The 23,952-nt window shown below is 44.2% G+C and carries 13 protein-coding genes; all 13 read right to left on the bottom strand.

Translation table 11 applies throughout. The annotated features are described in order from the left end of the window. Window positions 1-83 precede the first annotated feature (83 nt). Window positions 84-1,412, bottom strand: coding sequence for a TolC family protein (locus FPL27_RS03890; RefSeq protein ID WP_143959839.1), 1,329 nt, complete (start codon window positions 1,410-1,412; stop codon window positions 84-86). 1 nt (window position 1,413) lies between these two features. After that, a complete protein-coding gene (locus FPL27_RS03885; protein ID WP_143959838.1) occupies window positions 1,414-2,088 on the bottom strand; it encodes an ABC transporter ATP-binding protein in 675 nt (224 codons plus the stop codon). 167 nt (window positions 2,089-2,255) lie between these two features. Beyond that, window positions 2,256-4,661 carry an ABC transporter permease gene (locus FPL27_RS03880; RefSeq protein WP_143959837.1) on the bottom strand — a complete coding sequence of 802 codons (2,406 nt, stop codon included), beginning with the start codon at window positions 4,659-4,661 and terminating at the stop codon, window positions 2,256-2,258. Between the two features lie 208 nt (window positions 4,662-4,869). After that, the gene (locus FPL27_RS03875) at window positions 4,870-7,266 is read right to left on the bottom strand and encodes an ABC transporter permease (protein ID WP_143959836.1); all 2,397 of its coding nucleotides are present in this window, start codon (window positions 7,264-7,266) and stop codon (window positions 4,870-4,872) included. Window positions 7,267-7,359: 93 nt separating this feature from the next. Next, window positions 7,360-9,783 carry an ABC transporter permease gene (locus FPL27_RS03870; protein ID WP_143959835.1) on the bottom strand — a complete coding sequence of 808 codons (2,424 nt, stop codon included), beginning with the start codon at window positions 9,781-9,783 and terminating at the stop codon, window positions 7,360-7,362. Between the two features lie 99 nt (window positions 9,784-9,882). Then, entirely contained in the window at window positions 9,883-12,300 is a 2,418-nt protein-coding gene (locus tag FPL27_RS03865) for an ABC transporter permease (RefSeq protein ID WP_143959834.1), read from the bottom strand. A gap of 306 nt (window positions 12,301-12,606) precedes the next feature. Next, on the bottom strand, window positions 12,607-13,299 hold the full coding sequence (locus FPL27_RS03860) for a head GIN domain-containing protein (RefSeq protein ID WP_143959833.1): 693 nt from the start codon (window positions 13,297-13,299) through the stop codon (window positions 12,607-12,609). 146 nt (window positions 13,300-13,445) lie between these two features. Then, window positions 13,446-15,869: an ABC transporter permease gene (locus FPL27_RS03855; RefSeq protein WP_143959832.1), complete on the bottom strand. Its 2,424-nt coding sequence runs from the start codon at window positions 15,867-15,869 to the stop codon at window positions 13,446-13,448. A gap of 185 nt (window positions 15,870-16,054) precedes the next feature. Beyond that, on the bottom strand, window positions 16,055-18,502 hold the full coding sequence (locus tag FPL27_RS03850) for an ABC transporter permease (RefSeq protein ID WP_143959831.1): 2,448 nt from the start codon (window positions 18,500-18,502) through the stop codon (window positions 16,055-16,057). A gap of 101 nt (window positions 18,503-18,603) precedes the next feature. Beyond that, window positions 18,604-20,970, bottom strand: coding sequence for an ABC transporter permease (locus FPL27_RS03845; protein WP_143959830.1), 2,367 nt, complete (start codon window positions 20,968-20,970; stop codon window positions 18,604-18,606). Window positions 20,971-21,043: 73 nt separating this feature from the next. Continuing rightward, window positions 21,044-21,742 carry an ABC transporter ATP-binding protein gene (locus FPL27_RS03840; RefSeq protein ID WP_143959829.1) on the bottom strand — a complete coding sequence of 233 codons (699 nt, stop codon included), beginning with the start codon at window positions 21,740-21,742 and terminating at the stop codon, window positions 21,044-21,046. 82 nt (window positions 21,743-21,824) lie between these two features. Continuing rightward, complete coding sequence (locus FPL27_RS03835) at window positions 21,825-22,178, bottom strand: four helix bundle protein (protein ID WP_143959828.1); 354 nt, start codon at window positions 22,176-22,178, stop codon at window positions 21,825-21,827. 219 nt (window positions 22,179-22,397) lie between these two features. Then, complete coding sequence (locus FPL27_RS03830) at window positions 22,398-23,648, bottom strand: efflux RND transporter periplasmic adaptor subunit (RefSeq protein ID WP_185974294.1); 1,251 nt, start codon at window positions 23,646-23,648, stop codon at window positions 22,398-22,400. Between the last annotated feature and the right edge of the window lie 304 nt (window positions 23,649-23,952).

Here is a 23,952-nt window from a genome sequence, read left to right as displayed (position 1 = left end):
TTAGGGTTTTTGCTTTTTTATTAGTTGGGATATGAGTTGCTAAACTTCGTATAATATATAGCAATTGTAATGTTTTTAAGGTATCAAATCTCCAAAACCCCTAATGTATATCTCAATATCACTTCTTGAAAATAGTGAGTATACTTCGCCTGGGCATGGTCGGACTGGGCCGTCACCAATTGCTGGTTGGCTTGGGCAAGGTCTACGAAGTTGCTTACACCTAGCCTAAACCTTTCTTCTATTACCTGCTGGGCGACTTCTGCCGCTTCTAGTTGAACTTTGGTGGCCTCTTCCCTCTTAATTGCCGCACGGTAGTTTTCATAGGCCAGCTTTGTCTCCTGAGTTAGCCTCCGTTCAATGGCTACCAATTCCAGTTCCTGATTGTTGTGCTCCACTTTACTCCTAGCCACGGCGACCCTGTTTTCAAAATTGTTGAAAACAGGAATAGTAATAGAGAACCCAAACGTTCTTTGAGGATAAATTACCATGTATTGATCTCGGAAGTTTCGTTCATCCAGAGAGGTGAAAAATGTATTATAATTGAAGAACCCATTAATTTGTGGGTAATAGAAGGATCTTGCTACAGAGATCATATCCTTTTGACCTGCCACAATCATTTTCTGGGCACGAAAATCCCTCCTGTTATGCACCGCAAGGTCATACAGCTCCTCTAGACCTAAATCTAAAAATTCACTTGGAACAGTTTCCAAATCTAGGGGAAGAAGCTGCGGCAGCGTATTAGGATCCAATTGAAGGGTTTCGGCAAATTGCCAAAGATCCGTCTCAAGTTGAATTTCAGCATCCAAAACAACGGTGGTTAACCTAGCGACTTCTGACTGCTGGTTATACTGGTCAGAAAGAGTCCTAAGTCCTGCCTCAACAAATCCTTCAATTTGCCTGAGCTGTTGTTTTTGGTTCTCCAGATTTTGAACAGCAATTCTATAAAGCTCCTGGTCTAGCAAGATTTGTAAATATTGTTGAGCCACATCAAAAACCACATCTTGGGACGCTCGATGAAGGTTCAGGTGACCTGCCTCCTCAAATTGTCTTGTGGCCCTAGTGGTAAAAAGCCTTCGTCCTGAATTGAATATGGGAAGATTGGCATTTAAACCGGTGGTCAAAAGGTCATTGGTCACATTGGTCACTACTAACTGCCCCTCTAACTGCTGGTATTGTTGCCCCATTTGCCGGAAAAGATTGTTGTTAATGTTCACCTTAGGCAGATGGCCCAAAGTAGCGGCCTGTCTTTCCCTTTTGAGGATATGTTGTTCATTTTTCCTCATCTGAAACGCCTGGTTCTGCCCTAGTCCGATCTCTACTGCATCCTGAAAGGAAACCAGCAAAGTATCCTGCGAATTGGCAGGAAAAACGATCCAGGCTACCGCGAACAGAATAAAAACTATTTTTTTCATCTTAAATACTTACTTCTTGATAAATTTTCCCATCCATCATTTCAATTAGACGGTGTCCATAATCGGCATTTTCCCGGGAATGAGTGGCCTGAATTATAGTTGTTCCTTCCCTATTCAATTCTTGGAAAACCTCCATGATTTCCTTGGCTTGAGCAGAATGTAAATTTCCTGTTGGTTCATCCGCAAGCAACACCTTAGGCTTACCGGCGATAGCTCTTGCTACACCTACTAGCTGCTGTTGCCCACCTGAAAGCTGTTCTGGAAAAAGATCTTTTTTGGCCACCATGTTAAAGCGATCCAAAAGTTCCGCAATTATGGATTTGCGTTCAGCTGAAGAAACATTCCTATAAAGCAGAGGGGTTTCAATATTTTCATACACTGTCAGCTCATCGATTAAGTGATAGGCCTGAAAAATGTACCCAAATTCACTTTTATGAAGAGCGGACCGCTGCCTATCCTTCATGGCCTTTATCGATTTGCCCTCAAAAGTATATTCCCCTTCATAATCTTCATCCAGAAGCCCAATAATGTTCAGTAAGGTGGATTTCCCCACGCCCGAAGGTCCCATCAAGGTCACAAAGTCCCCCTGTTCTATCGTAAGTTCAATTTCCTTGAGAATAAAAACCCGTTGGAAACGGGAGTCGATGTATTTGTTTATGTTTTGTAGGTGGATCATTTGATTTTGATGTTAGGTGTCGGATGACGGTTGTCCGATGTAGATGATATATTCTACATTCGTGCCATGGAAAATAGGCTCACAATGCCTCTATCAAGGCTTTTTATCGACCTGACAGGAAATTGAATCGAACACCTTTGTTCGCCAGCGGACGAATTATAAAATCTCTATTCACTCTTTAGCACATCTGCTGGATTCTTTTGCATGGCTTTGTAACTATGGAGCCCCACAATAGCTAAACATGCAAAAAGGGCTGCTATTCCTGCCAGAAAATATAAATCATAGGGCATGTTAATCTTGAAATAAAATTCTTTGAGCCAATTATTCAACAGATACCAAGTAGGTATAGCCGCCAACCCAAAGGCCACCGCCATCAACACCACGTACTCCTTAGAAAGGCTTACCAAAATTTCCATTGTCCCTGCTCCCAATACCTTGCGTATGCTGATTTCCTTTGTCCTCTGGGCAATAGTAAAGGATGTCAAGGCAAAAAGGCCAAGAAAACTTATCACCAAAGCTATCAAAGTGGCCAATCCCAAAACCTTCATCACCCTGAAGTCAGATTTATAAAAATTGGCAATGGTCTCATCAAAAAATTTGAACTCACCGTCCTCGAAGGGAAAATGCGCCTGGTAGATTAGCCCAAAATCCTCTTTGGCCTGCTTCAGATCTGTATTCGCTTCCATTTTTACGCTCAATAAAGTCGCGTTCCTTTGGGCGGGCTGAAGGATCAATGGCCTGATTTCCTCCCTTAAAGTCCTGGAATGGAAATCCGGAACCACCCCCACCACCTCTCTTTCCGCTTGGTTGAAATCCAGGGAATAACCTATGGCATCCCTAGCGTTATCAAAACCCAACCTTTCGACAAACTTTTCATTGATCAGAATTTCATTTGATGCGTCTCTAACATTTCTCCCTGCCTTGGGCTTCACTTGGTAAACATCCAAAAACCGGGAATCAATCATTTTTACCTGCACACTGATTTCCTTTTTTTCGGTGGGGGTAGTTACCTCCACTGAACTTGTCCACAAGCTGGAAGAAGCCAGAATATCACTTCCAAGGCTGGTATTACGCACCCCAGCCTGTTGGCTGATGACATGTTTAAATGTTTCCCGCTGACTGGAGTCTGACAAAAACGGAAGCCGGATGTACATCACCTGCTCTTTGTCAAATCCCAGCTCCTTGTTCATCATATATTGGATCTGACTGGAGACGACAAGAACAGAAATGATGAACCCTATGGACAGGGTAAATTGGATTACCGTAAGGTTCTTTTGAAGGAAATAAGTCCAGGAAAAACCGTTTATCTGTTTGAAATCACCCTTCAATACTTTCTGGGCCTGTAATGCCGAGAGCATTATGGCAGGCATAATGCCAGCAAATAAGGTCAAAAGCATTCCCATTGCAACCAAAAAGGCCACTCCCTCCGGTGCCAGGTAGTTGATCACAAATCCATCGGGCAACAGATCCTGCAGCCCCCTAACCAACAAATCACTGAAAACCAACCCTCCTGCAATAGCCAAAATGACAATGATGGCTGTCTCTGCCAAAAACTGGAAAATTAATTGGCTTCTGCTTCCCCCAAGTGTCTTTCGGATCCCGACTTCTTTGAATCTCACAAAGGACTGGGCCGTTTCCAGATTGATAAAGTTTAGGCAGGCCAGCACCAATATAAATAAGCCCACCAGAATCAATCCCTGCAATACTGACTTGTTGGCTGCAGGTCGGTCAAAATTTTCATGAAAATGAAGTTCCACTAAAGGTAAAAGTGAAAATTCGGTAAAGCCTTTTTCGCTCTTTTCCATGTACTTGTCAGGAATTGCTCCTAACTTCTCATTTACATGCTCCAGATTCGTATCAGCATGGAGCTTGACGAATAGTTGGGAAGAGGAATTCACCGATTGCCAGTTATCTACGGCATAGAAATCCTCACCATTTTCCTTCCGTGCATTCTGAATGGAAAGAAAATCGGTAAAAATAAAATCCGTATTGCCTGTGTAATCCTCAACTACACCCGCCACGGTTACCTGAACTGTGTCCAAGAAATAATAAGTCAGTTCCTTGCCCAGCACTTCCGGGGGAGGCAAACCCTGGAAATATAATTCGGCAGCCGCCTGGGTCAAGACCACCTGACCGGGTTCATTCAGGGCTGTGGAAGGATTTCCGGCAAGCCACTGGCGCTGAAATATCCTAAAGTGCTGATTATCGGTCATCACGGTGGGACGTTCCTTATAGATGCCCTTATCCTCTTCCAGATGGACTCTTACTCCCTCCAGCTGGTAAAAATGTGTTTTTGTTTCCACATCCGGGATTTCATCCTCGATTACACCGGCCATCGGAAAGGGAACACCCCCGTTCAACCAAGACTCTTCCTGATAATGGGTGTGGGTCATCACTTGGTAAATCCTGTCCCCATCCTCATGGAATTTATCGAAGCTGTTTTCATACCAGACCACATGAAAAACCAACAAACACACAGCCACCCCCAGCGAAAGCCCCAACACATGGACCAGCGTCCTCAATTTGCTCCTCAGGATGTTCCTATACCCGATGATGAAATAGTTTTTTAGCATAACGCCTAGGTTCAAAGCTTTTCCTATTTATTAGCAAGCTCAAAGCAATGAGCTTAAGTGATTATCAATCCGACCCTCCATAATTTTATTTTTATTTCGCGAAGTGGCTCTGTGAAACTCCTTTTTTAAACTCAGTGTAACCCTGCCTGCCATCCGCTAGCGCTTTGGCAGATCAGGCAGGTCTGTGTCCCTTTTGCTCCATCCCGCATCAATCATCCTTCAGCGTCTCCGCTGGCCGCCTCACAAAAACCGTCACCGTCCTGTACCCTATGGTCAGGAAGGAAATTAAGGCTACGACCAATATTGCCGCAGGGTAAATCCACAGCGGAATCACTGCCCGGTTGGCAAAGCCGGAAAGCCATTGGCCGCTGAACCATAAACCGAATGCCACTGCCAAGCCGGCCGACAGGGCCAGCAGGACAAAGAAATCGGCTGAGAGGAGTTTCAACACATCTGAACCCGAAGCCCCCAGGACTTTGCGGATACTGATTTCACGTGTTCTTCTCAGGGCTACATAAGATACCAGGCCGAAGAGACCCATACACGCTATCACCACCGCAATGCCCGCAAACAGGCTAAAAATCGTTCCCACACGCGCCTCGGATTGGTAAAGCTGGGCGTATTCCTGATCTACAAACCTGTAATTGAAGGGTCTGTCCGGCACTAGTCTCTTCCAGGTTTCCTCAAGATTTGCCAAATGCTCAGACGGGTTTCCTTTAGCCAATCGTACCAATAATAGATTGGTCTGCCCCTGATCTATAAAGATCATCAAGGGACCAACTTTATGGTGAAGGGAATTGAAATAAAAATCACCCACTACCGCTTTGACCCTCGCAGGAGTACCTGCTTGCACCTTCTTACCCACAGCCTCCTCAGGTGTCCAACCAAGCTCCCTCACCGCAGACTCGTTAAGGATAATGTTCAACTCCTCCCCTGTCTCAAAGGCTGTATTCCTATTAATGTCCTGCTCGGTAAAATCATTGCCAGCTATTATTTCAGCCCCTATGGTCCTGACAACATCCGCATCTACTGCATAACCGGTGATGCTAATTTCTTTGGTGTTATCGAAACCAGCCTGAATAGCATATCCACCCTTAATATATATGGGCATATCGGCTGCCAATGAAGCAGAACTTGCCAGTCCTTTCCTGGTCAATTCACTTTTAAGTGAAGGAATAGTTTCCATCATTTTATGATGTGTGTTGATAGAAATCAGCTGTTCCTTATCATATCCTAAGTTAACGGACTGCATATAATCCAGCTGCTGCTTGACAATCATGGTCGCGATCAACAGGCCAATGGAAATAAAAAACTGAATGACCACAAGAGACTTCCTCAGCCAGGCACCACCTCCGAGTTTGGTTTTCTTACCCAAAGCCTTGAGCGGATCCATCCCCGAAAGGATCACCGCTGGGTACATTCCGGCCAATAGGGCTACCATGAGCAAGAGCACCAGAAGAAAGCCAATTCCCCAAGGGGTGAAAAGAAGCCCAATCTGCATAGGCACTCCGGATATCTCTTCGAATTTATACCCCATCAAAGCCAATAATGCCAAACTGAAAACCACCCCAAAGGCTGAAAGGATAAAAGATTCTGAAATAAATTGATTGAAAAGCTGTCCCCTTTCTGCACCCATCACTTTTCTCAACCCCACCTCTTTATTCCTCTCGGTGGCCTCTGCCGTGGCCAAATTGACATAATTGATGATGCCGATAAAAATCAAGAGGATGGCCACAATTCCAAAAATGTAAATGTACTTAATGTCCGACCCCGGCTTTACACCTTGCAGACCATCCCCTCTCAAGTGGATATCGGTCACAGGCTGTAAATGCATCGCGGTCTGGAAATTGTAGTTTCTCTGTGTTTCTCCCAAGTATTTTTCCACCAACTGTTCCATTTTGGGATTTAGACCAGCGGGATCTGCTCCTTGGGTAAGCTTGATATAGGAGTAATAATTACTTGGAGACCATTCCGGCTCCCTGCCATGTCTGTGGGATTTGAAAGATGCTAAAAAATCAAAGTCCAAATGGCTGTTGGACGGGAAATCCTCCATAACTGCCGATACAGTATATTCACCACTTTCCACTTTCAAGGTTTTGCCTACAGTCCCTCTGGAGTCCCCAAAATACCGACGGGCAGTAGTCTCTGTAAGCACCAGCTGGTTGGGCTCGGCCAAAGCAGATTCTGGACTTCCTTCCAAAAGTCCAAAGTCAAAGACATTAAAGAAATTGTGGTCTGCATAGGCAAATTTCGACTCTTCCACGCTCAGTTCCTCTCCACTGATCAATACCGTGGAAAAAATACTGATGTCAAAAATAACCGTCCCTGTCTCCACCTCCGGAATATCCTCCAGGACTGCAGGTACCAAGGCGGAAGGAGATGTACTGACCATTTGCCCTTCACCACCTGAGGAAAATTCCTGGTTGACTTTGTATATGCGGTCATGTCCAGAGTACATTTTATCATAATTCCACTCATGGTAAATGTAAAGTGAAATTGCCAAAAAGCTTACGATGGCTATGGTCAAGCCCAAGATGTTGATCCCGGCATAAAGCTTCCGCTTGGCCAGATTCCTAATGGAAATGGTGAAATAGTTTTTCCACATGGCTTTCGTGATTATGTTGTATATATTGCTGTCCGATGACCGATGTCCGATGTCCGCTCATCCCGTCATCCGTCATCCGTCATCCGACCTCCGTCATCCCTCCTTAAAAGTATCCACTGGATTCACCAGTGCTGCCCTGATTGATTGGCTGCTGACCGTGATGGCTGCGACCAGAAAGGCCACCAAACCTGCCACTACAAATACCCACCAGCTTACCCCTACAGAATAGGCAAAATTGCCCAGCCATTGGTTCATGCCATACCAGCCTATTGGAATGGCGATTAGAAAACCTATCAGTACCAACTTGAGGAAATCCTGGCCGAGCAAGGTGACAATATTGGTCACACTGGCCCCCATCACCTTTCTGATGCCGATTTCTTTCGTCCTTTGCTCTGTGGAATATGCCGCAAGCCCGAAAAGGCCCAATACAGAAATCACTATGGCCAGCCCGGCAAAAAAGCCGAACAACTGCCCAACTTTTTCCTCAGTTTCATATTGCTCAAGAAATCTGTCTTCAATGAAAAATGGTGAAAAGGGAAAATCCGACTTCATGGCTATCCACTCATCCTGCAGAAATGCCATAGCTTCGTCCTGACTGTCAGGGTGGAGTTTGACAGCTACTTGGCTGAAACGGTCATCGGGCACCATGAAAACCATGGGACTGATGGGCTGGTGCAGGGATTCAAAGTGGAAATCTTCGATGATTCCCACCGCATAACCGCGGCGGTTGCCATAGTGGAACTGCTTTTCAACAGCCTCCTCAGGACTGGACCATCCAATCGCCCTTACAGCCGCTTCGTTCAAAAGAAATGCACCTGTGGAATCGCTGGCAAGGTTGAAATCCAAGTTCCTGCCGGCCACCAGGTTCATCCCGAAGGTATTCAGGAAGGAATGGCTCACGTGGATGTCGGCGATTCGCACATTGATAGGCAACAGCTCCCCGTTTACCTCCGCCTGGGTGCCCTGGGAGTCCAGTAGCCTGCCTGAGGGAACCCTGCTGGCCAGGGAAACCTCTGTTATTCCAGGGTGCTGAAGGAGCCTTTCCCGCATCATTTCATAATTGCCGGTGAACTCGCTATATGCCGGCAAGACCGCAATCTGTTCCTTGTCAAAACCCAAATCTTTGCTCTTGATAAAATTGAGCTGGTCCAACACCACCATTACGCCCACAATCATTACAATGGATATCGCAAACTGCCCCACCACCAGTACTGACCTGAATTTTTCGTGGGCAGAGCCGATTTTGAAGGTTCCTTTTAAAACCCTCACCGGCTGGAAGCCAGATAGAAAAAGGGAAGGATAACTTCCTGCCAGTGCCCCTACAAGCAGCACCAGTACGCCCATCCACAACAAAAGCTGTGGCTCCTCGGCGAGATTCAGGCTTAACTCTTTACCGGTGAAATTCCCAAAAGTAGGCAACGCTACCCACACGATCACCAAAGCGAACAGCAGGGCCAGAATTACCAGGAACATGGATTCGCTCATAAACTGCTTTACCAAAAGCATTTTATCCGCGCCCATCACCTTTCTGAGACCGACCTCCATTGCCCTTTTGGCGGATCTGGCAGTGGCCAGGTTCATGAAATTGATACAGGCGATCAGTAGAATAAACAAGGCAATGGCCGAGTAGATATAGACATTTTCTATGCTGCTATTTGGCTCAATTTCCGAATCGAGATTGGAATGCAGGTGGATTTCTGTCACCGGCCACAAATTGAGCTGGGTTTCCCGAGAAACGGGCACCTGGCTTTGGCTGGACATATGCCTGTCGATAAATGCGGGGAATTCACTTTCCAGCGCTTGGGGGTCTGCACCTTCAGCCAGTAACAGATAGGTGGAAAAAGAGTTGTTTCCGAAATTCTGCATCATTTGATCCAGGCTTCCATAGAAACTGATGACGGGATTCATGGAGGCCAGGAATTCTACGTTGAAGTGGGAATTGGCAGGAATGTCCTCCATTACTCCCCTTACCTGTAGATCCCAGGAAAACTCGCCTACTTTCATCTCAATGGCTTTTCCCATAGGGTCTTCATTTCCGAAATACTTTCTGGCCATACTTTCGGTAATCACCAATCCATCCGGAAAAGTCAATGCCTGCTCAGGATCCCCTTCCAGTAGGTTCCATGAGAACACATTGAAAATCTCCGGGTCTGAGAAGAAGAAACCTTCCTCCTGAAATGACCTGCCCTCGTAGATCAGAATGGGATTGTTGCTCAGCAACCTGACCGCCTCTTCCACCCTGTCGCCGAAGTCGGATTTGATCAAGGGTGCAAATGGCGGAGCGGCATGGCCCAGGTGAAGACTGATTTGCCCATCCTGGTTGACCCACTGCCTTGAAACCCTATAAATCCGGTCGGAATTCTCATGGTACCGGTCATAGCTGAGTTCGTGCTGTACAAAAAGGAAAATCAGAATACTTGCCGCCATCCCCACTGCCAGACCAAGTACATTGATCAACATGTAGGTGGGGTTGCGTCTCAGGTTTCGAAGAAAGATTTTGAAATAGTTGCTGAACATGTTTTTTTATGTTTGGATGTCGGATGACGGATGTTTTAATGACGGATGTCGGATGACCGATGTAGACCGAATCTAGTTTCCGTCTTCCGTCTCCCGTCTTTACTCAGATTTAAGGGAGTTCACAGGGTTTGCAAGGGCGGCTTTGAGGGCCTGGAAGCTTATCGTCCCATAAGCGATCAAGACAGCCACTAAGCCTGATATGATAAAAACCCATATGGACAGTTCGATTTTATAGGCGAAGCCCTCCAGCCACCTACTTGCCGCATAATATCCCAAAGGCGCCGCAATCAGGATGGCAATGCCCACCAAGACCAGAAACTCCTTGGACACCAGGGCTGTAATACTCCAGGTGCTTGCTCCTAATACCTTCCGAATCCCGATTTCCTTTGTCTTTTGCTCTGCGGTAAATGCAGCCAGACCAAACAGGCCAATGCAGGAAATCATTATGGCTATCGCTGTGAAATAAAGAATGATGGTGGAAGTTCTCTGCTCCTTTTCATAATTTCTCTGAAAATCAAGATCAAGAAATGAATAGGCAAATGGCGTGGCTTGATTAATGTTCTTCCAGCTGCTTTCGGCATAGGCCAAAACATCTCCCACTTGGGCAGCGTTGATTTTTGCAATGAGGTAAGGTGGACTTTGGGTTCTGACAAGTGCGAAAGGCTTAATTACCTTATGAAGGCTTTCAAAATGATAGTCTTTTACCACTCCTACAATTTCATATTCGCTGATTTGACCCTGCCATTCCATGATCAACTTTTTGCCCAATGCTTCTTCTTCACCCTCAAACCCATAGGTTTTTACGGCAGTTTGATTGATCACAATGTGAAGTCCTTCATCAGAAAATTGGTCAGTAAAAGGTCTCCCGGCGACCATCTCCAACCCCAACGTTTGTACGTAATCGTTGGCCACACGCGCAATATGGATCTGCACCACATCCTCCTTGGTTTTTCCCTCCGCATACAATAGCCAATCCTGCAATACCTCAAGTCCAGGATAGACTGAGCCGCCGGTTACAGATTGAACGCCTTGATGATTTTCCAGGCTGTTTTTCAGGACCGTAAAGTTTGCTAGCGATTCACTGCTCTGAAGGGAAAGAATAAGCTGCTGTTGTTTGTCAAAGCCTAGAGAAGTATCCTGCATGAAGGTCATCTGATTACGTATCACTAAGACCATGGCTATAAGGGCCACCGAAATGATAAATTGGAAAACAACTAGCCCTTTCCGTATCCCCGCAGCGGAATATCCATTCCCTTTGCTACCTTTCAATATCGAAACTGGCTTGAAGGCCGACAGGTAAAATGCCGGATATAGCCCGGCCAATAGACCTGTCAATACCGTTAATCCCGCCATAGTGATCAGAATCACCGGGTCCCCTAACAGTTCCAAAGATTTTCCTGAAAAATTATTGAAGAATGGGATTAGGGCCAACAAAATTAAGAAGGCAAGAATCAATGCCACAAAACTCATCAGAATTGATTCTCCAAGAAACTGCCGTACCAACTCGTTTTTCTGGGCGCCAATGACTTTTCTTACACCTACTTCCTTTGCTCTCTTTTCTGACTTGGCCGTGGAAAGGTTCATAAAATTAATACAGGCAATCAAAAGGATGAAAAAGCCGATGGAACCAAAGATATATAGGTACTTTATATTTCCATTGGTACCGATTTCATACCCCAAATCCGAAGTGAGATAAATGTCCCTGACAGGTTGAAGAAACATGCTGACGGATTGACCCATTGAGCGGGCGTCCTCTATGGTTTGTTTGGTGTAATAATCGTTGAGTTTTTGCCCCAACAGCTCTTGATCTGTTCCGGGCTGAACCCTAAGGTAGGTAAAGAACATATTGTTGCTTGTCCAGGAGGATTCCCCGGCCACATACTCGCCAATGTCGGTATTGGCCATGGAAAGAAAATAATTGGCGTCAATATGGGATTTAAGGCCTTTGTCCTCAAATACCCCATCCACAGCATAATCAAAATTCCCCTCGGGAAGTCCTACACTTATGGTTTCTCCCACAGGGTCCTGTGCACCAAAAATCTTATGTGCCAGAGAAGCTGAGAGGACAATGGTATTTGGCCTCCGTAGGGCTGTTCGAGGATCACCGGCTAGGAATTCATAGCTTAAAACATCAAAAAAAGTAGAATCCACATAGTATCCATTAGTCTCATTAAAAGTTCTGGTTTCCCCTCTTTCATCATAACTGAGAATCATAGATTCTAGCATAGGGTAAGGGAATACCCTTGAGGATTGCACGACCTCGGGAAAATTAGCTTTGAATGCCTCAGCCATAGGCGCCGGTGACGACGCTGCTCTCATATCATTAAATTGCATCGCCGCTCGGTAAAGCTCATCTTTATGTTCATGATGTTTATCATAGCTAGCTTCATCCCAGATGTATAGCATCATCAAAATACAGGTAGCCAACCCCACCCCCAAACCTACCACATTTATAAATGTGACCGTTTTGTTTTTCCAAAAACTGCGGAAGGTTGTTTTTAAAATATTTTTAACCATGCTTATAGATTATTAATACAATACTGCCAGGAAGCAATTCCCCTTTCCCTGCTTTGACATTCCCATCTTTATGCCATATAAAACCCCTTTAAAACCAACATTTACTGCATTTTCAGAAACTCACCCCGAATATTATCGAACACCTTTGTTCGCTGACGGGCAAAGTTTTCGTACACTAGGCTGAAAAAAAATGCCTATCCAAATAGATAGGCACTTTCCGAATTGTTTAAACCTTTAAAGAAAAGTCTGAAGACTAGAGACCATAGACCAAAAAAATGCATGGGGTCAAATACTGGTGACCAGTAACTATTTTTTAACAAGTTTGCCCGAGCCGGCAATCTTAACTTGGTTGATGCTAGGGTTGCCTTGGTAAGCAATATTTCCAGATCCAGAGGAAGAAACCTCCAGAGAACTGTTTGCCGTTATTTCGGTATTACCGGAACCGGCCTTGGTAATGTTCACTCCATCAGCCTGAAGGTTCATACCCTTAAAATTCCCCGAGCCGGATTGGTTGACTTTCAACTCGCCAACAGTTCCACCAGCAATATGTACATTACCTGACCCGCTCATTTTCAGGCTAAGGTGGTCAGCACGGATATCTTGAAAACGAGCATCTCCTGAGCCACCCAACGCTACTTTCAATTCGTCAGCAACAATATCACCTTCACTTATCAAATTCCCAGAACCACCAAAAGTTAGGCTTTCTAAGTTTCTAAAAGTAATGAAGACCGTCAGGCGAACATTATTATAGTTGCCTTTTTCCAGATACACATTCAGTTCGTCGCCTTGCACTTCAGTTTTTATTTTACTCAATTCAATATTTTTGGACTCCAAGCGCACCTCTTCCCGGTCCCCCTGCTGTATGTATACATTCCAGCTGCCACCGGTTTTTATTTTGGAAAATGATTCAACTTGCCTCGTCTCGGTTCCCTGGGCAAAACCAACCGATATTAAAAAGGTAAAAATCAATGCTAAAGAACTTGTTATGAGAGTTTTCATGATCAGTGGGGTTTTGTTGTCTAATATGGTTTCTACAAGCCTAATTGTATGCCATAGTCGAAAACTGGCATTCAGCCCTCAGGGGCATCATTCTTCCAAATCACCTGTCCGATATCTTCAAAAAATTGTCCAGCAGCGGTCAAATGTTATTCGTTTTTTAAGATCTCTGCAGGGTTGACAAGGGCTGTCTTTACTGTTTGAAATACAGTAGCGAGAGAAAAAATCAGAATTACCACTGCCGCCGGTAGCAGGTAAAACCACCAACCCAAAGTTATTTTGATAATAAAGGTATCAAGCCAGTTGGAAAAAAGGTAATAAGATGATGGTATCCCAATAACGAAACAAACTCCTAACCATGATATATATTCCTTGGATATGAGATAAAATACGTCCTCAAAACTTGCTCCCAATATTTTGCGAATACTCACCTCCTTACTTCGTTGAGCCAACAGTTGTGAAGTCACTCCTAAAATCCCCATAACAGCTATAAGAATGGCAACCATGGCCGCTAATCCAAACAATCGAACGAATAGTATTTCACTCTTATACTGCTTATCAAAATGTTCATCAAGAAAATAATACTCGAAAGGAGAGTTTGGAAAAAGTTGTTGAAAGGTGGCCTTTATTGAGGGCAAGGTGGTGGCCATCTGTCCTTTTTCTACATCCACCACATAGTAATTTAAATCCCCTGGAGAATAATTCAATACCATTGGATTCACCTCCACATTTACACCTTGTTGACGATAATTTGACACCACACCAACTATGGGCACACCTTGACTACTTCCCCGTCCGCCAAAAATGAGTTTTTCACCAATAGCGGCCTGATTGTCTGAAAAACCTAAAGCTTCCCGAGCCTTCTCATTGATAATGGCTTCCTCACCTTCATCTAGAGTTGTATTGAAACCCCTGCCGGACCTAATTTCAATGTCAAATAGGTCAAAATATTTTTTACCTACATGAAGCATAGTATACATTTCCCCACTCTTTTCCCCACCTTCGCGATAAAATTCACTTGACCTCCAATAAACTTCATTGCCGGGTATCTCATTGGTCACTCCAACATTTTTTACACCAGTCAATTCATTAAAATGATGACTGATTTCACTTTGATAATTGCCACTATCTTCTACAAAAAGCATTGGAGTTCTTACAACCAATTTATCCTGTATGGACAATCCAAGCTTCTGCCCTCTCATATGGTCTAGCTGCAGATAAACTGTAAAAATCCCGGACAAAATCAATAAGCAGAATACTAGTTGAACTACCAGTAAAGGACGTGAAAATGTGGTATTTATCTTAAATTTTAAAGTACCCTTCAGGGCATGCGCGGGGGAAAATGATGTAAGGACCATTGCAGGATACAGTCCAGAGGCCAAAGTACCTAAAACCCACAGTGCTAAGAGTGGAATGAATAGCACTGAAAGGCTAAAAACATCCTCTGGAAGACCCAAACCCATCAATTGAACCCATAGTTTACCAAACGCGTGAATCACTATTCCTGCAACGCAGACTGCTAATAGGTTGATTATGGCTGATTCCAGCATAAACTGGAAAAGGAGCTGTTGTTTATTGCCTCCGGAAGCCTTCCTTACCCCGATTTCCTTCGAACGGTTTAAAGCTTTAGAGTTAGCAATATTGATACTGTTCAGGTACACCATCAAGAGGACAAAAGCGGCAATCCATAAAAAATACTGAAGCTTCCTCCCGTCCACTCCTTTTGCAAACTCACCCACCAGATCAGGAGTAGTATGTATTTCTCCTATCGGTTGCAAAAAGAGTTTCCAATCGGTACCGGAGGAGGCTAATTGCTTTCCATAGTGGTTTTGCAAGACATTATTAATCTGGTCCTCTATATAAGCATGGGAAGTATTTTCTGAAATTTTTAGGTAAGAATAGAGGTTAAGCCAATCAAAAGACTCATCAATTTCTTTACCTATAAAATGGTGCAAGGTAGCATAGGAAATCAGGATTTCAGGCTGAAGGTGACGGTTAGCTGGCAAAGACTCGTATACTCCCACCACCTCGAACTCAACCGATCCATCAAAATTTGTACTGTTGATATCAAGCAATTTTCCTAAAGGATTTTCATCTCCAAAAACTTTAAGGGCCACTACTTCAGAGATCATTACTTTAAGGGGATCTTCCAACAAAGCCGAATTCCCTGTTTTAATATTAAGATCAAAAAAATCTATGTATTGAGGGTCTACTAAGAAAATATTTTCCTCTCGAATATAATCCTTTTCATAACCCGCAATTACCTCCCCAAGGATGACGACTCTACTCAATGCCTCCACTCCCGCAACCTCTCTTTCTATAACCGAACCTATTCCGGGAGAAGTTCGAGTGGAACGCTCAATCACTTGTCCTTCGGATTGAGAGTGAAGATTTACCCTAAAAAGTTGTGAGGAATGGCGCAAATCCCTGTCAAAGCTGAATTCAAAACGGAAATAAATCATGATGAGCATCACGGCCATTATCCCAATTGCTAAACCACCTATGTTCAAAAAAGCATATGCCTTATTTTTAAAAAGCTGCCTAAAAATAATTTTAAGGTAATTGTAAATCATAATGAAAAGGTTTTGCTAAAAATTAAATATAAATATTCTACTTTCATGCCAGTGAATACCCTATCATAAAGCCCACAGGGGGAGTTTATTTGAGTTTGGAACATCAACAACGACCAATTTCGTCCGTAAACGAACAAGGTTAAAAAGTTTTACCGGCTCTAAGAGGAAATGAATAAAAATGGCGATTACTCACTTTTTAATGATTCAACCGGATTGGCCAGGGCCGCTTTGAAGGTCTGGAAACTCACCGTCAACCAGGCCAACAACAGCACAAGTAATCCTGCTGCCAACATGACCCAACCGTTTACATTTACCCTAAAGGCAAAATTTTCAAGCCACCACTTGTCCATCAGCCACCAAGCTACCGGAGCCGCAAGCAGAAAAGCCAGCAATATCATCTTAGAGAAGTCCTTGTTCAGCATCAGAATAACCCCATAGACCGATGCCCCCAACACCTTTCTGACCCCTATTTCTTTGGTGCGGAGGCTGGTAACATAGGCAGAAAGTCCAAACAAGCCAATGCAGGACACGAATATGGCCAACCCGGAAAATATAGAAAAAATCTGCCCCACCTGTTGTTCTTGCCTATACTGATTGTTGAGGTTTTCATTTAGAAAAGAATACTGAAAAGCTTGCTCAGGTCCAATTTGCATCCATTTGGTCTCAATAGCAGAGATAGCATTAGGGATCTCATTAGGATGGATCCTAGCGACTACAAATTGACCACCTACCCCAAACAGCTCATTGCTCTGCAATACCAAAGGTGTGATTTCATCCCTCAGGGAAAGAAAATTAAAATCTCTAACGATGCCGATGATAGTGTGTTGAAGCACCTGAGTTTCATCCTCTTCATTTCTCACCTCGATCAACTTGGCGCCGATAGGATTTTCTATATCCATCAACTGCACAGCTGTCTCATTTAGAATTACATACAGGGAATCGTGGGAATTCTCGGAAAACCACCTGCCCTCTACCAGCTCCAATCCCAGCGTTTCCGCCAACCCATCAGCCACAACCATCGACTTCGTAGTCAATATTTCGGAGGATCCTTCCGGTTGAAAATGTATACCAAAAAATGCCCCTTCCCTACCGGGTAGGGCAAAAGTGGCCGCAGCCTCTTTCACTTCCGGCAACCCCCTGATTTCTTCCACAAAGGTCTGCAATTTCTGGGGTTCAAAGTTAAATCCGGTCTCAAGTACAAGAACATGTTCCTTGTCAAACCCGAGCGACACCTCCTGCATGTACTGCATTTGGTTTCTAATAACCAAGGTTCCGATTATCAAGATGATTGAAATCCAGAATTGAAAAACTACCAGTCCGTTTCTGATCCATTGGCCATTTTGACTGCCGGTAAACTTCCCCTTCATCACTTCTACTGGTTTGAAGGAAGAAAGCACAGTAGCCGGATAAATGCCCGCCAAAAGCCCCACTACCAGTACCAGACCCACAAATCCTATCACTGTCAAAAGGTTAAAAGGCAGCTCAATCTGCTTTTCCGTCAGCTCATTAAAGGCAGGCATCAGCAATACGGTGAGGGCCAAAGCTATAATCACACCCAGGGCAGCCAGACAAAACGCCTCCGTAAGAAACTGTCCCATCAATTGTTGTCTTAATGAGCCCATAACTTTCCTCACTCCGATTTCCTTGGCCCTTTCTGCTGATCGGGCAATGGAGAGATTCATAAAATTCACACAGGCTATACCCAAAATTAAAATAGCCACCCCTATTAAAATATAAATGGAATTGATGTTTCCAGAAGGCTTCATCTGGGCTTCAATGTTCTGGGGATCCAAATGGATGCTACTTAGAGACTGGAGAAAATATCGATAGCCATTGCCGGCTGCCTTATACTCTGTCCAGGACTTATTCAATTCCCGCTCTATTTGCCCGGCGGCATAAGTATCCACCAATTGCGGCATCTTGGATTCAATCACTTTAGGATCCACTCCTTCCCTAAGCTTGAAATAGGTATAAGCCGAGAAGGTAGTGTAATTTTCCCTAGTGATCATAGGATGGGCAAGGATGGAGATCAAGGCGCTGAACTTCATGTGGGAGTTTTCAGGCAAATCAGGGATTACCGCCGAAACGGCAAACTCCATTTCCTCCCCCAGTTTAATTACCTTCCCAATGGGATCTTCGCTTCCAAAATAACGTCCCGCAAATTCTTCCGAAATGACTATTTCATCCGCCTTTGTCAGCAGGTTTCCATATTTACCCCCAACAGGATCCATCGGAAAAACCTTGAGAAATGAGCTATCTGCTGCCAAAATAATTTCCTCGACAAACCGGACACTCTCCTCCCTTTCATTGATGTAAGTTAATTCCTGATTCGTGACTCTTGCGGCGATAGTGGCCTCCTCTATTTCACCGAAACTTTCCTTTGCCCTGGCAGCAAAGGAATGCGGCACCACTGCATAATAAGTGGAATGGTTAGGGTAAATCCTCTCCAGAGGCATGCGGTAAACCCGTTCGTGATCCTTGAAAAATCTGTCATAGGAAAACTCATGCTGGATGAAAAGCACAATCAACAGGCAGCTGGTTATACCTACAGCCAAACCAAGAATATTAATGAGGCTATAGGCTTTTTTCTTGGCCAGGTTTCGAAGGGAAACCTTGATGTAGTTTCGGATCATAATGTCTTTACAAAATGATGGTGGAAATGGGCAATTTTGATTATTCCGATTTAAGGTTCCCTTTGTAGGGGACGGAGAATTTTCCGCCCCTACAAAGTCCCTTATTCCGTTTTCAACGATTTCATAGGGTTGACCCGTGCTGCCTTGAAGGATTGCAGCGTCACAGTTAGATAGGCTATAGCCAGAATTACGGCTGCGGCTAATGGAATGAACCACCACTCAAAGTCTATCCTATAGGCATATCCATTCAACCAATTCTGCATAAACCAGTAGGCCACCCCAGAACCAATAGCTATTGAGACCAACACGATAATCAAAAACTCCCGATTGATGACATTTAAAATCGAAAATGTGGAAGCTCCCAACACTTTCCTAATGCCGATTTCTTTGGTCTTTTGTTCTGCAATATGCGCCGACAGACCAAGCAAACCCAGACAGGAAATCAGGATGGTTAGAATACTAAAATATTTAGCCAAATCCCTCAATCTGACATCCTCGCTATACATTCTGGCATAATTCTCATCCATGAAACTGTACTGAAAAGGGAAATCAGGATTTATTTCTGCCGCAGTTCTTTCCAAGGATGCGATGGTATTGTGTATATCGCCCGTTCCCAATCGAATAAAGCCCTGCCAGGCAAATGCCGGATCTAATAGGAAAATCGCAGGCTCCACAACTTGGTGAACACTCTGGAAATGAAAGTCGGCCACCACACCGGTGATGTTCCTCTCCTTGTCCCAAAGTTTAAAGGAAGTGGCCCCGGGGTTGTCCTGTGTGATGAGTTGGTAGGCTTTTTCATTGATTATGGCTCCTTGCAAAGAATCTGCTCCTTTATTTATATTGAAGTCTTCACCTTTAACTAGTTTCAGCCCTACTGTCTCCAAAAAACCATAATCTACCCGCATGATTTCAAACAATGCTGTAAAATTTGGATCTTTGCCTTCCCAGGCCACATCACCGGTATTGGAATTTCTTCCAAGCATACTGTGAGTAGATCTGCTTACCGCCTGGATTTCCGGATTTTGTTCCAATCTGTTTTGAAAGGTTTCATAGTTAGTGAAAAGTTGACCTTCAAGAGGCATCACTAATAGCTGCTCCTTTACATATCCTAGATCCTTCTTTAGGGCATAATTTATCTGCTGGTAAACCACCACCGTAGAAACGATCAACATCGTGGCTAAGATAAATTGCACCAACACCAAGCTTTTACGGGCCAAAACCACACTCTTCCCAGCTTTCATATTGTTCCGGAATACTGCCACTACTTTTGTCCCTGAAAGGTAAAAGGCAGGATAACTACCCGCAACCACCCCTGTGAAAAGAATAATGATCAGCAAATAGAGCCAAAAACCTCCATCTCCATAAGGAATGAACAGGGTTTTCCCAGTCAATTCATTGAATATCGGCATGGTCAATTCCACCAACAAAATGGCGAAGATGGAAGCCAAAAAGGTCAGCAGTAGAGACTCGCTCAGGAATTGGAAGATCAGGCTTTTGTTTTCAGCACCCACTACTTTTCTAACCCCCACCTCCTTGGCCCTTTTTTGGGATTTGGCTGTGGAAAGGTTCATGAAGTTGATACAGGCGATCAGCAGCACAAAGAGTCCGATGATGGAGAAAAGCCGGACATATTCAATTCTTCCACCCTGGAGTTTGCCATCCACAAATTTGCCATGGAGATAAAGCTCCTTCTGCGGATAGGCAAACAAGCTGACATTGCTGGTTTCGTGGCGTTCCTTGATAAAATCGGTAATACCATCAGAAAAAGCACTTCCGTCAACGTGAGGGTGTAGTTTAACCAGGGTGTTTGGCCCGTTATTTCCCCAATGTTGCAGCCATTGGTTAATTTCTTGATCAAACATAACCTGATATGGTAGAATGTATTCAAACTGCCAAGTGGTGTTTGTGGGAAGGGTTTCCAGAACAGCCTGTACAAAAAAAGTAGTCTCTCCCTCCTCTTTCATCACTACCGCTTCTCCGACTACATCCGTTTTCCCAAACAACTTGATTGCAGCCTCTTTGGTCAAGACCACATTTGATTTATCAGTTAGAAGGTTTTCCCTGTCTCCGTGGAGCAGATCGTACTGCAGGATATGTAGGTAGTCCGGTTGGGCATAAAAGCCGTTGAGTTTTACCCTATTTTCTCCCTGTATAAAAAGGTTGTTGTCAATCCAGGTAAAAGTGGCTGCGCGTTCCACCTCCGGCTGAACTTCTTTCAGCTCTCTGGCCAAAATGCCCGGGGTGGAAGTGAAAGTGAAAATCTCAGGACCATAGCTCTGGTGACCCATCACTCTATAGACCTGGTCAATATCCTTAAAATCTTTGTCCATGGACAATTCGTCCTTGACCCAAAGGCCGATAATCATGGCAACCCACAACCCTAAAGCCAAGCCAAAGAGGTTGATAAAAAAGGTCAGCTTGTGCTTCACAAAGCCCCTTAGTGCGATTTTGATGTAGTTTTGGTACATGGAAGAAAGTCCGATGTCCGATGTCCGGTGTCAGATGAGGTTACATCTGACATCCGACATCCGACATCCAGCATCAAACGTGAAACTGCTCCTTAATATTCTCTGTTACCACCTTTCCATCAAACAAGTTGATGATGCGGTGGGCGTAGTTGGCGTCGTGGGGAGAGTGAGTCACCATCACGATTGTGGTACCTTCATTGTTCAACTCCTCCAAAAGCCTCATTACTTCTTCCCCGTTGGCAGAATCCAGGTTACCTGTAGGTTCATCGGCGAGTATCACTGATGGACGTGCCACTATGGCTCTGGCTATTGCCACACGTTGCTGCTGACCACCTGAAAGCTGCTGTGGGAAGTGGTCTTTTCTGTGCATGATGTTCATACGAGTCAGCACTTCCTCCACTCTTTTCTTGCGCTCATCACCTGGGATTTTGAGGTAAAGCAAAGGCAACTCAACGTTTTCATAACAGGTTAGCTCATCGATGAGGTTAAAGCTCTGGAACACAAAGCCAATGTTGCCTTTTCTCAGTTGTGACCTCTGCCTTTCGGAGAATTTTGCCACTTCCTTGTCCAAAAAGTAGTATTCCCCTGCATCCGGGTTGTCCAAAAGTCCGAGAATGTTGAGCAAGGTGGATTTCCCACAGCCCGATGGGCCCATAATGGCCACAAATTCCCCTTTTTTAATTTCCACCTGGATATCATCCAAGGCAGTGGTCTCCACCTCCTCAGTGGTGTAGAGCTTTTTGAGATTGACAGTTTTGATGATGTTTTGCATATTGATGTAGATTTGTCGGATGTCAGATGTCCGATGTTTGAAGTCGTGTGACCGATATCCGATGACCGATGTTAGTTTTCGTTTATTTAATTTTTGATTTAAATGAGCCCATCATATTCATGAGATGAAAGGCTTCTGCGTATTGTGTTTCAAATTCTTCAAAGGTTATATATTTTCTCAATTTGGCTTTGTGAAGGCAGGTTACAACTTCGGCTAAAGACCGCATGGCATAACCCAGGAATTTTTTAAACTCAGGGTTGGACTGGCCAATGGAGCCTTCAGCTATATTTAGTGCAATTGAATCACATGCTCTTCTCATTTGAGATACTAAATTGAATAATTCTGCCTTCGGAAAACTATCACTTAACCTAAATATCTCTTCACCAAACCCCATTGCCTTCTGCCAAATCTGTAATTTCTCGAATTTAAATTTCATGTCAAAAAAGTTATATGAGAAAAAAATTAATACCTAATTTACTCTTTTTCAGCATAAAAACCTGTTGACAACAACTTTTTTCCAACTATCTTTTTTAATCTATTTCTGTCATCCGACATCCGACTTTATTTACAGACCTCTCCATTCCGTTTCGCTTCAGTCGAGATGACGGCGTCAACAACAGTCATCCGACATCTGTCATCTGACACCCTACATCCGTCATCTCAAGTTCAACACCTCATTCCTCCCAAAATTCTCATACCCGGACACGATCACCCTTTCTTCGGGGCTGAGGCCGTCGAGAACTTCGTAGTATTCTGGGTTTTTGCGGCCAAGGCGGATATTTCTTCGTTCAGCTTTGCCGGATTTCTCGTTTACTACAAACACCCAGTTTCCACCGGTGTCCTTATAGAAGCCTCCAGTAGGGAGAAGAACCGTCCTTTCGCTTTCCCCGAGTTCTAGCCTGATCCTTACGGTCTGACCTCTTCTGATGCCAGATGGCACTTCATCGGGAAAAACCATGTCGACTTCAAATCTACCACCGCTCACGTTAGGATAGATTTTACTGATTTCAAGGTCATAACTATTACCGGAAAAAGTAAAGGTTCCTTTTAGCCCGATCCCTACTCGAGGTAGGTATAGCTCGTCGATCGGCACCCTCACCTTAAATTTATCCAGAATATCAATCTGTCCGTAGCGCTCTCCAGCGTTGATGGATTGCCCAACTTCGATCTGCTCGGTAGAAAGCTGCCCGTTAATAGGTGCCTTCACTACAAGATTGTCCAGAATATGACCCACACCCTCAAGAGACTGCTGCATGCGGGACTCTGAGGCACTCAGCTGTCGTTTTTGAATATCACGCGCCATGGAATCATTGCGGTACGATTCATATGTAAGCCTTTTCCGCTTTACATTATATTCATACTGCTCTTTTACTTCCTCAAGTTCCCTGTCAGAGATCAGCTTTTTCCCATGCAGCTCCTGAAACCGTTCGTATTGTGGTTTTAAAAGATTGATCTGGTAGTCTATTTCTGCAAGAGCCGCCTGCTGGCTGAGGTCATTTTGATCCAACATCAGTCGGGTCTGTCTCAAGTTATTAATTTGAAAATAAAGATCCGTCTCCCTCTGCATCACATCCAGCTGTAGGTTGGAGTTAGTTAAAATCAGGATGGTGTCTCCTACTCCAACCATAGCCCCTGATTCGCGGACAATTTTTTGAATATTACCACGCTCGATGGCATCTAAATAAAAGATTTCGGCCGGCTCTATAATCCCGCTCACGGGAATGTAATCGGTAAACTCCCCTTCTCTTACGGTTGCAATGCTAATCCTTTCCTTTTCCACATTCATCGAAGACCGGGAGTCCGCAAACACCAACTGATAAAGCACAAAACTTATGAGCAGAACCCCAAATGCAATCATTGCTATCAACTTTGGCGTCCAGGTCTTCTTTACTAATTTTCTATCCATTATTTATTATGTATATATCTTTCCGTCTTCGGTCTTCGGTCTTCTACACAAAGCCAATTAATATGCCATGCCAAAAACAGCTCATTAAGGGCCAATTTGCCCATCAACGACAAATTCTTCATAGAAAATCCGAACAGAATTGTCCGCAAGCGACCAAAATTGTAAATTAGTGAACAAGCACGAGTGCCCCCTAATTCTTTTAAGATAAAAATAATCGCCCCACCAATGCCATATAAGTCTATTCTATAGAATTAATTAAACTTACAGTACATCAGGAACAAGTTTTGGCTTATATAATTTGTAT

Origin of the sequence: Litoribacter populi, assembly GCF_007483685.1 — a bacterium.
In the GTDB taxonomy this organism is placed as follows: Bacteria; Bacteroidota; Bacteroidia; order Cytophagales; family Cyclobacteriaceae; genus Litoribacter; species Litoribacter populi.
This window is presented reverse-complemented; position numbering and strand designations above follow the sequence as displayed.

Bases quoted from the DNA above. Each gene is read 5' to 3' on its own strand.
- FPL27_RS03840 (WP_143959829.1), bottom strand. From the start codon at position 21,742: ATGCAAAACATCATCAAAACTGTCAATCTCAAAAAGCTCTACACCACT.
- FPL27_RS03850 (WP_143959831.1), bottom strand. From the start codon at position 18,502: ATGATCCGAAACTACATCAAGGTTTCCCTTCGAAACCTGGCCAAGAAA.
- FPL27_RS03860 (WP_143959833.1), bottom strand. From the start codon at position 13,299: ATGAAAACTCTCATAACAAGTTCTTTAGCATTGATTTTTACCTTTTTA.
- FPL27_RS03885 (WP_143959838.1), bottom strand. From the start codon at position 2,088: ATGATCCACCTACAAAACATAAACAAATACATCGACTCCCGTTTCCAA.
- FPL27_RS03835 (WP_143959828.1), bottom strand. From the start codon at position 22,178: ATGAAATTTAAATTCGAGAAATTACAGATTTGGCAGAAGGCAATGGGG.
- FPL27_RS03870 (WP_143959835.1), bottom strand. From the start codon at position 9,783: ATGTTCAGCAACTATTTCAAAATCTTTCTTCGAAACCTGAGACGCAAC.
- FPL27_RS03855 (WP_143959832.1), bottom strand. From the start codon at position 15,869: ATGATTTACAATTACCTTAAAATTATTTTTAGGCAGCTTTTTAAAAAT.
- FPL27_RS03880 (WP_143959837.1), bottom strand. From the start codon at position 4,661: ATGCTAAAAAACTATTTCATCATCGGGTATAGGAACATCCTGAGGAGC.
- FPL27_RS03865 (WP_143959834.1), bottom strand. From the start codon at position 12,300: ATGGTTAAAAATATTTTAAAAACAACCTTCCGCAGTTTTTGGAAAAAC.
- FPL27_RS03890 (WP_143959839.1), bottom strand. From the start codon at position 1,412: ATGAAAAAAATAGTTTTTATTCTGTTCGCGGTAGCCTGGATCGTTTTT.
- FPL27_RS03875 (WP_143959836.1), bottom strand. From the start codon at position 7,266: ATGTGGAAAAACTATTTCACCATTTCCATTAGGAATCTGGCCAAGCGG.
- FPL27_RS03830 (WP_185974294.1), bottom strand. From the start codon at position 23,648: ATGGATAGAAAATTAGTAAAGAAGACCTGGACGCCAAAGTTGATAGCA.
- FPL27_RS03845 (WP_143959830.1), bottom strand. From the start codon at position 20,970: ATGTACCAAAACTACATCAAAATCGCACTAAGGGGCTTTGTGAAGCAC.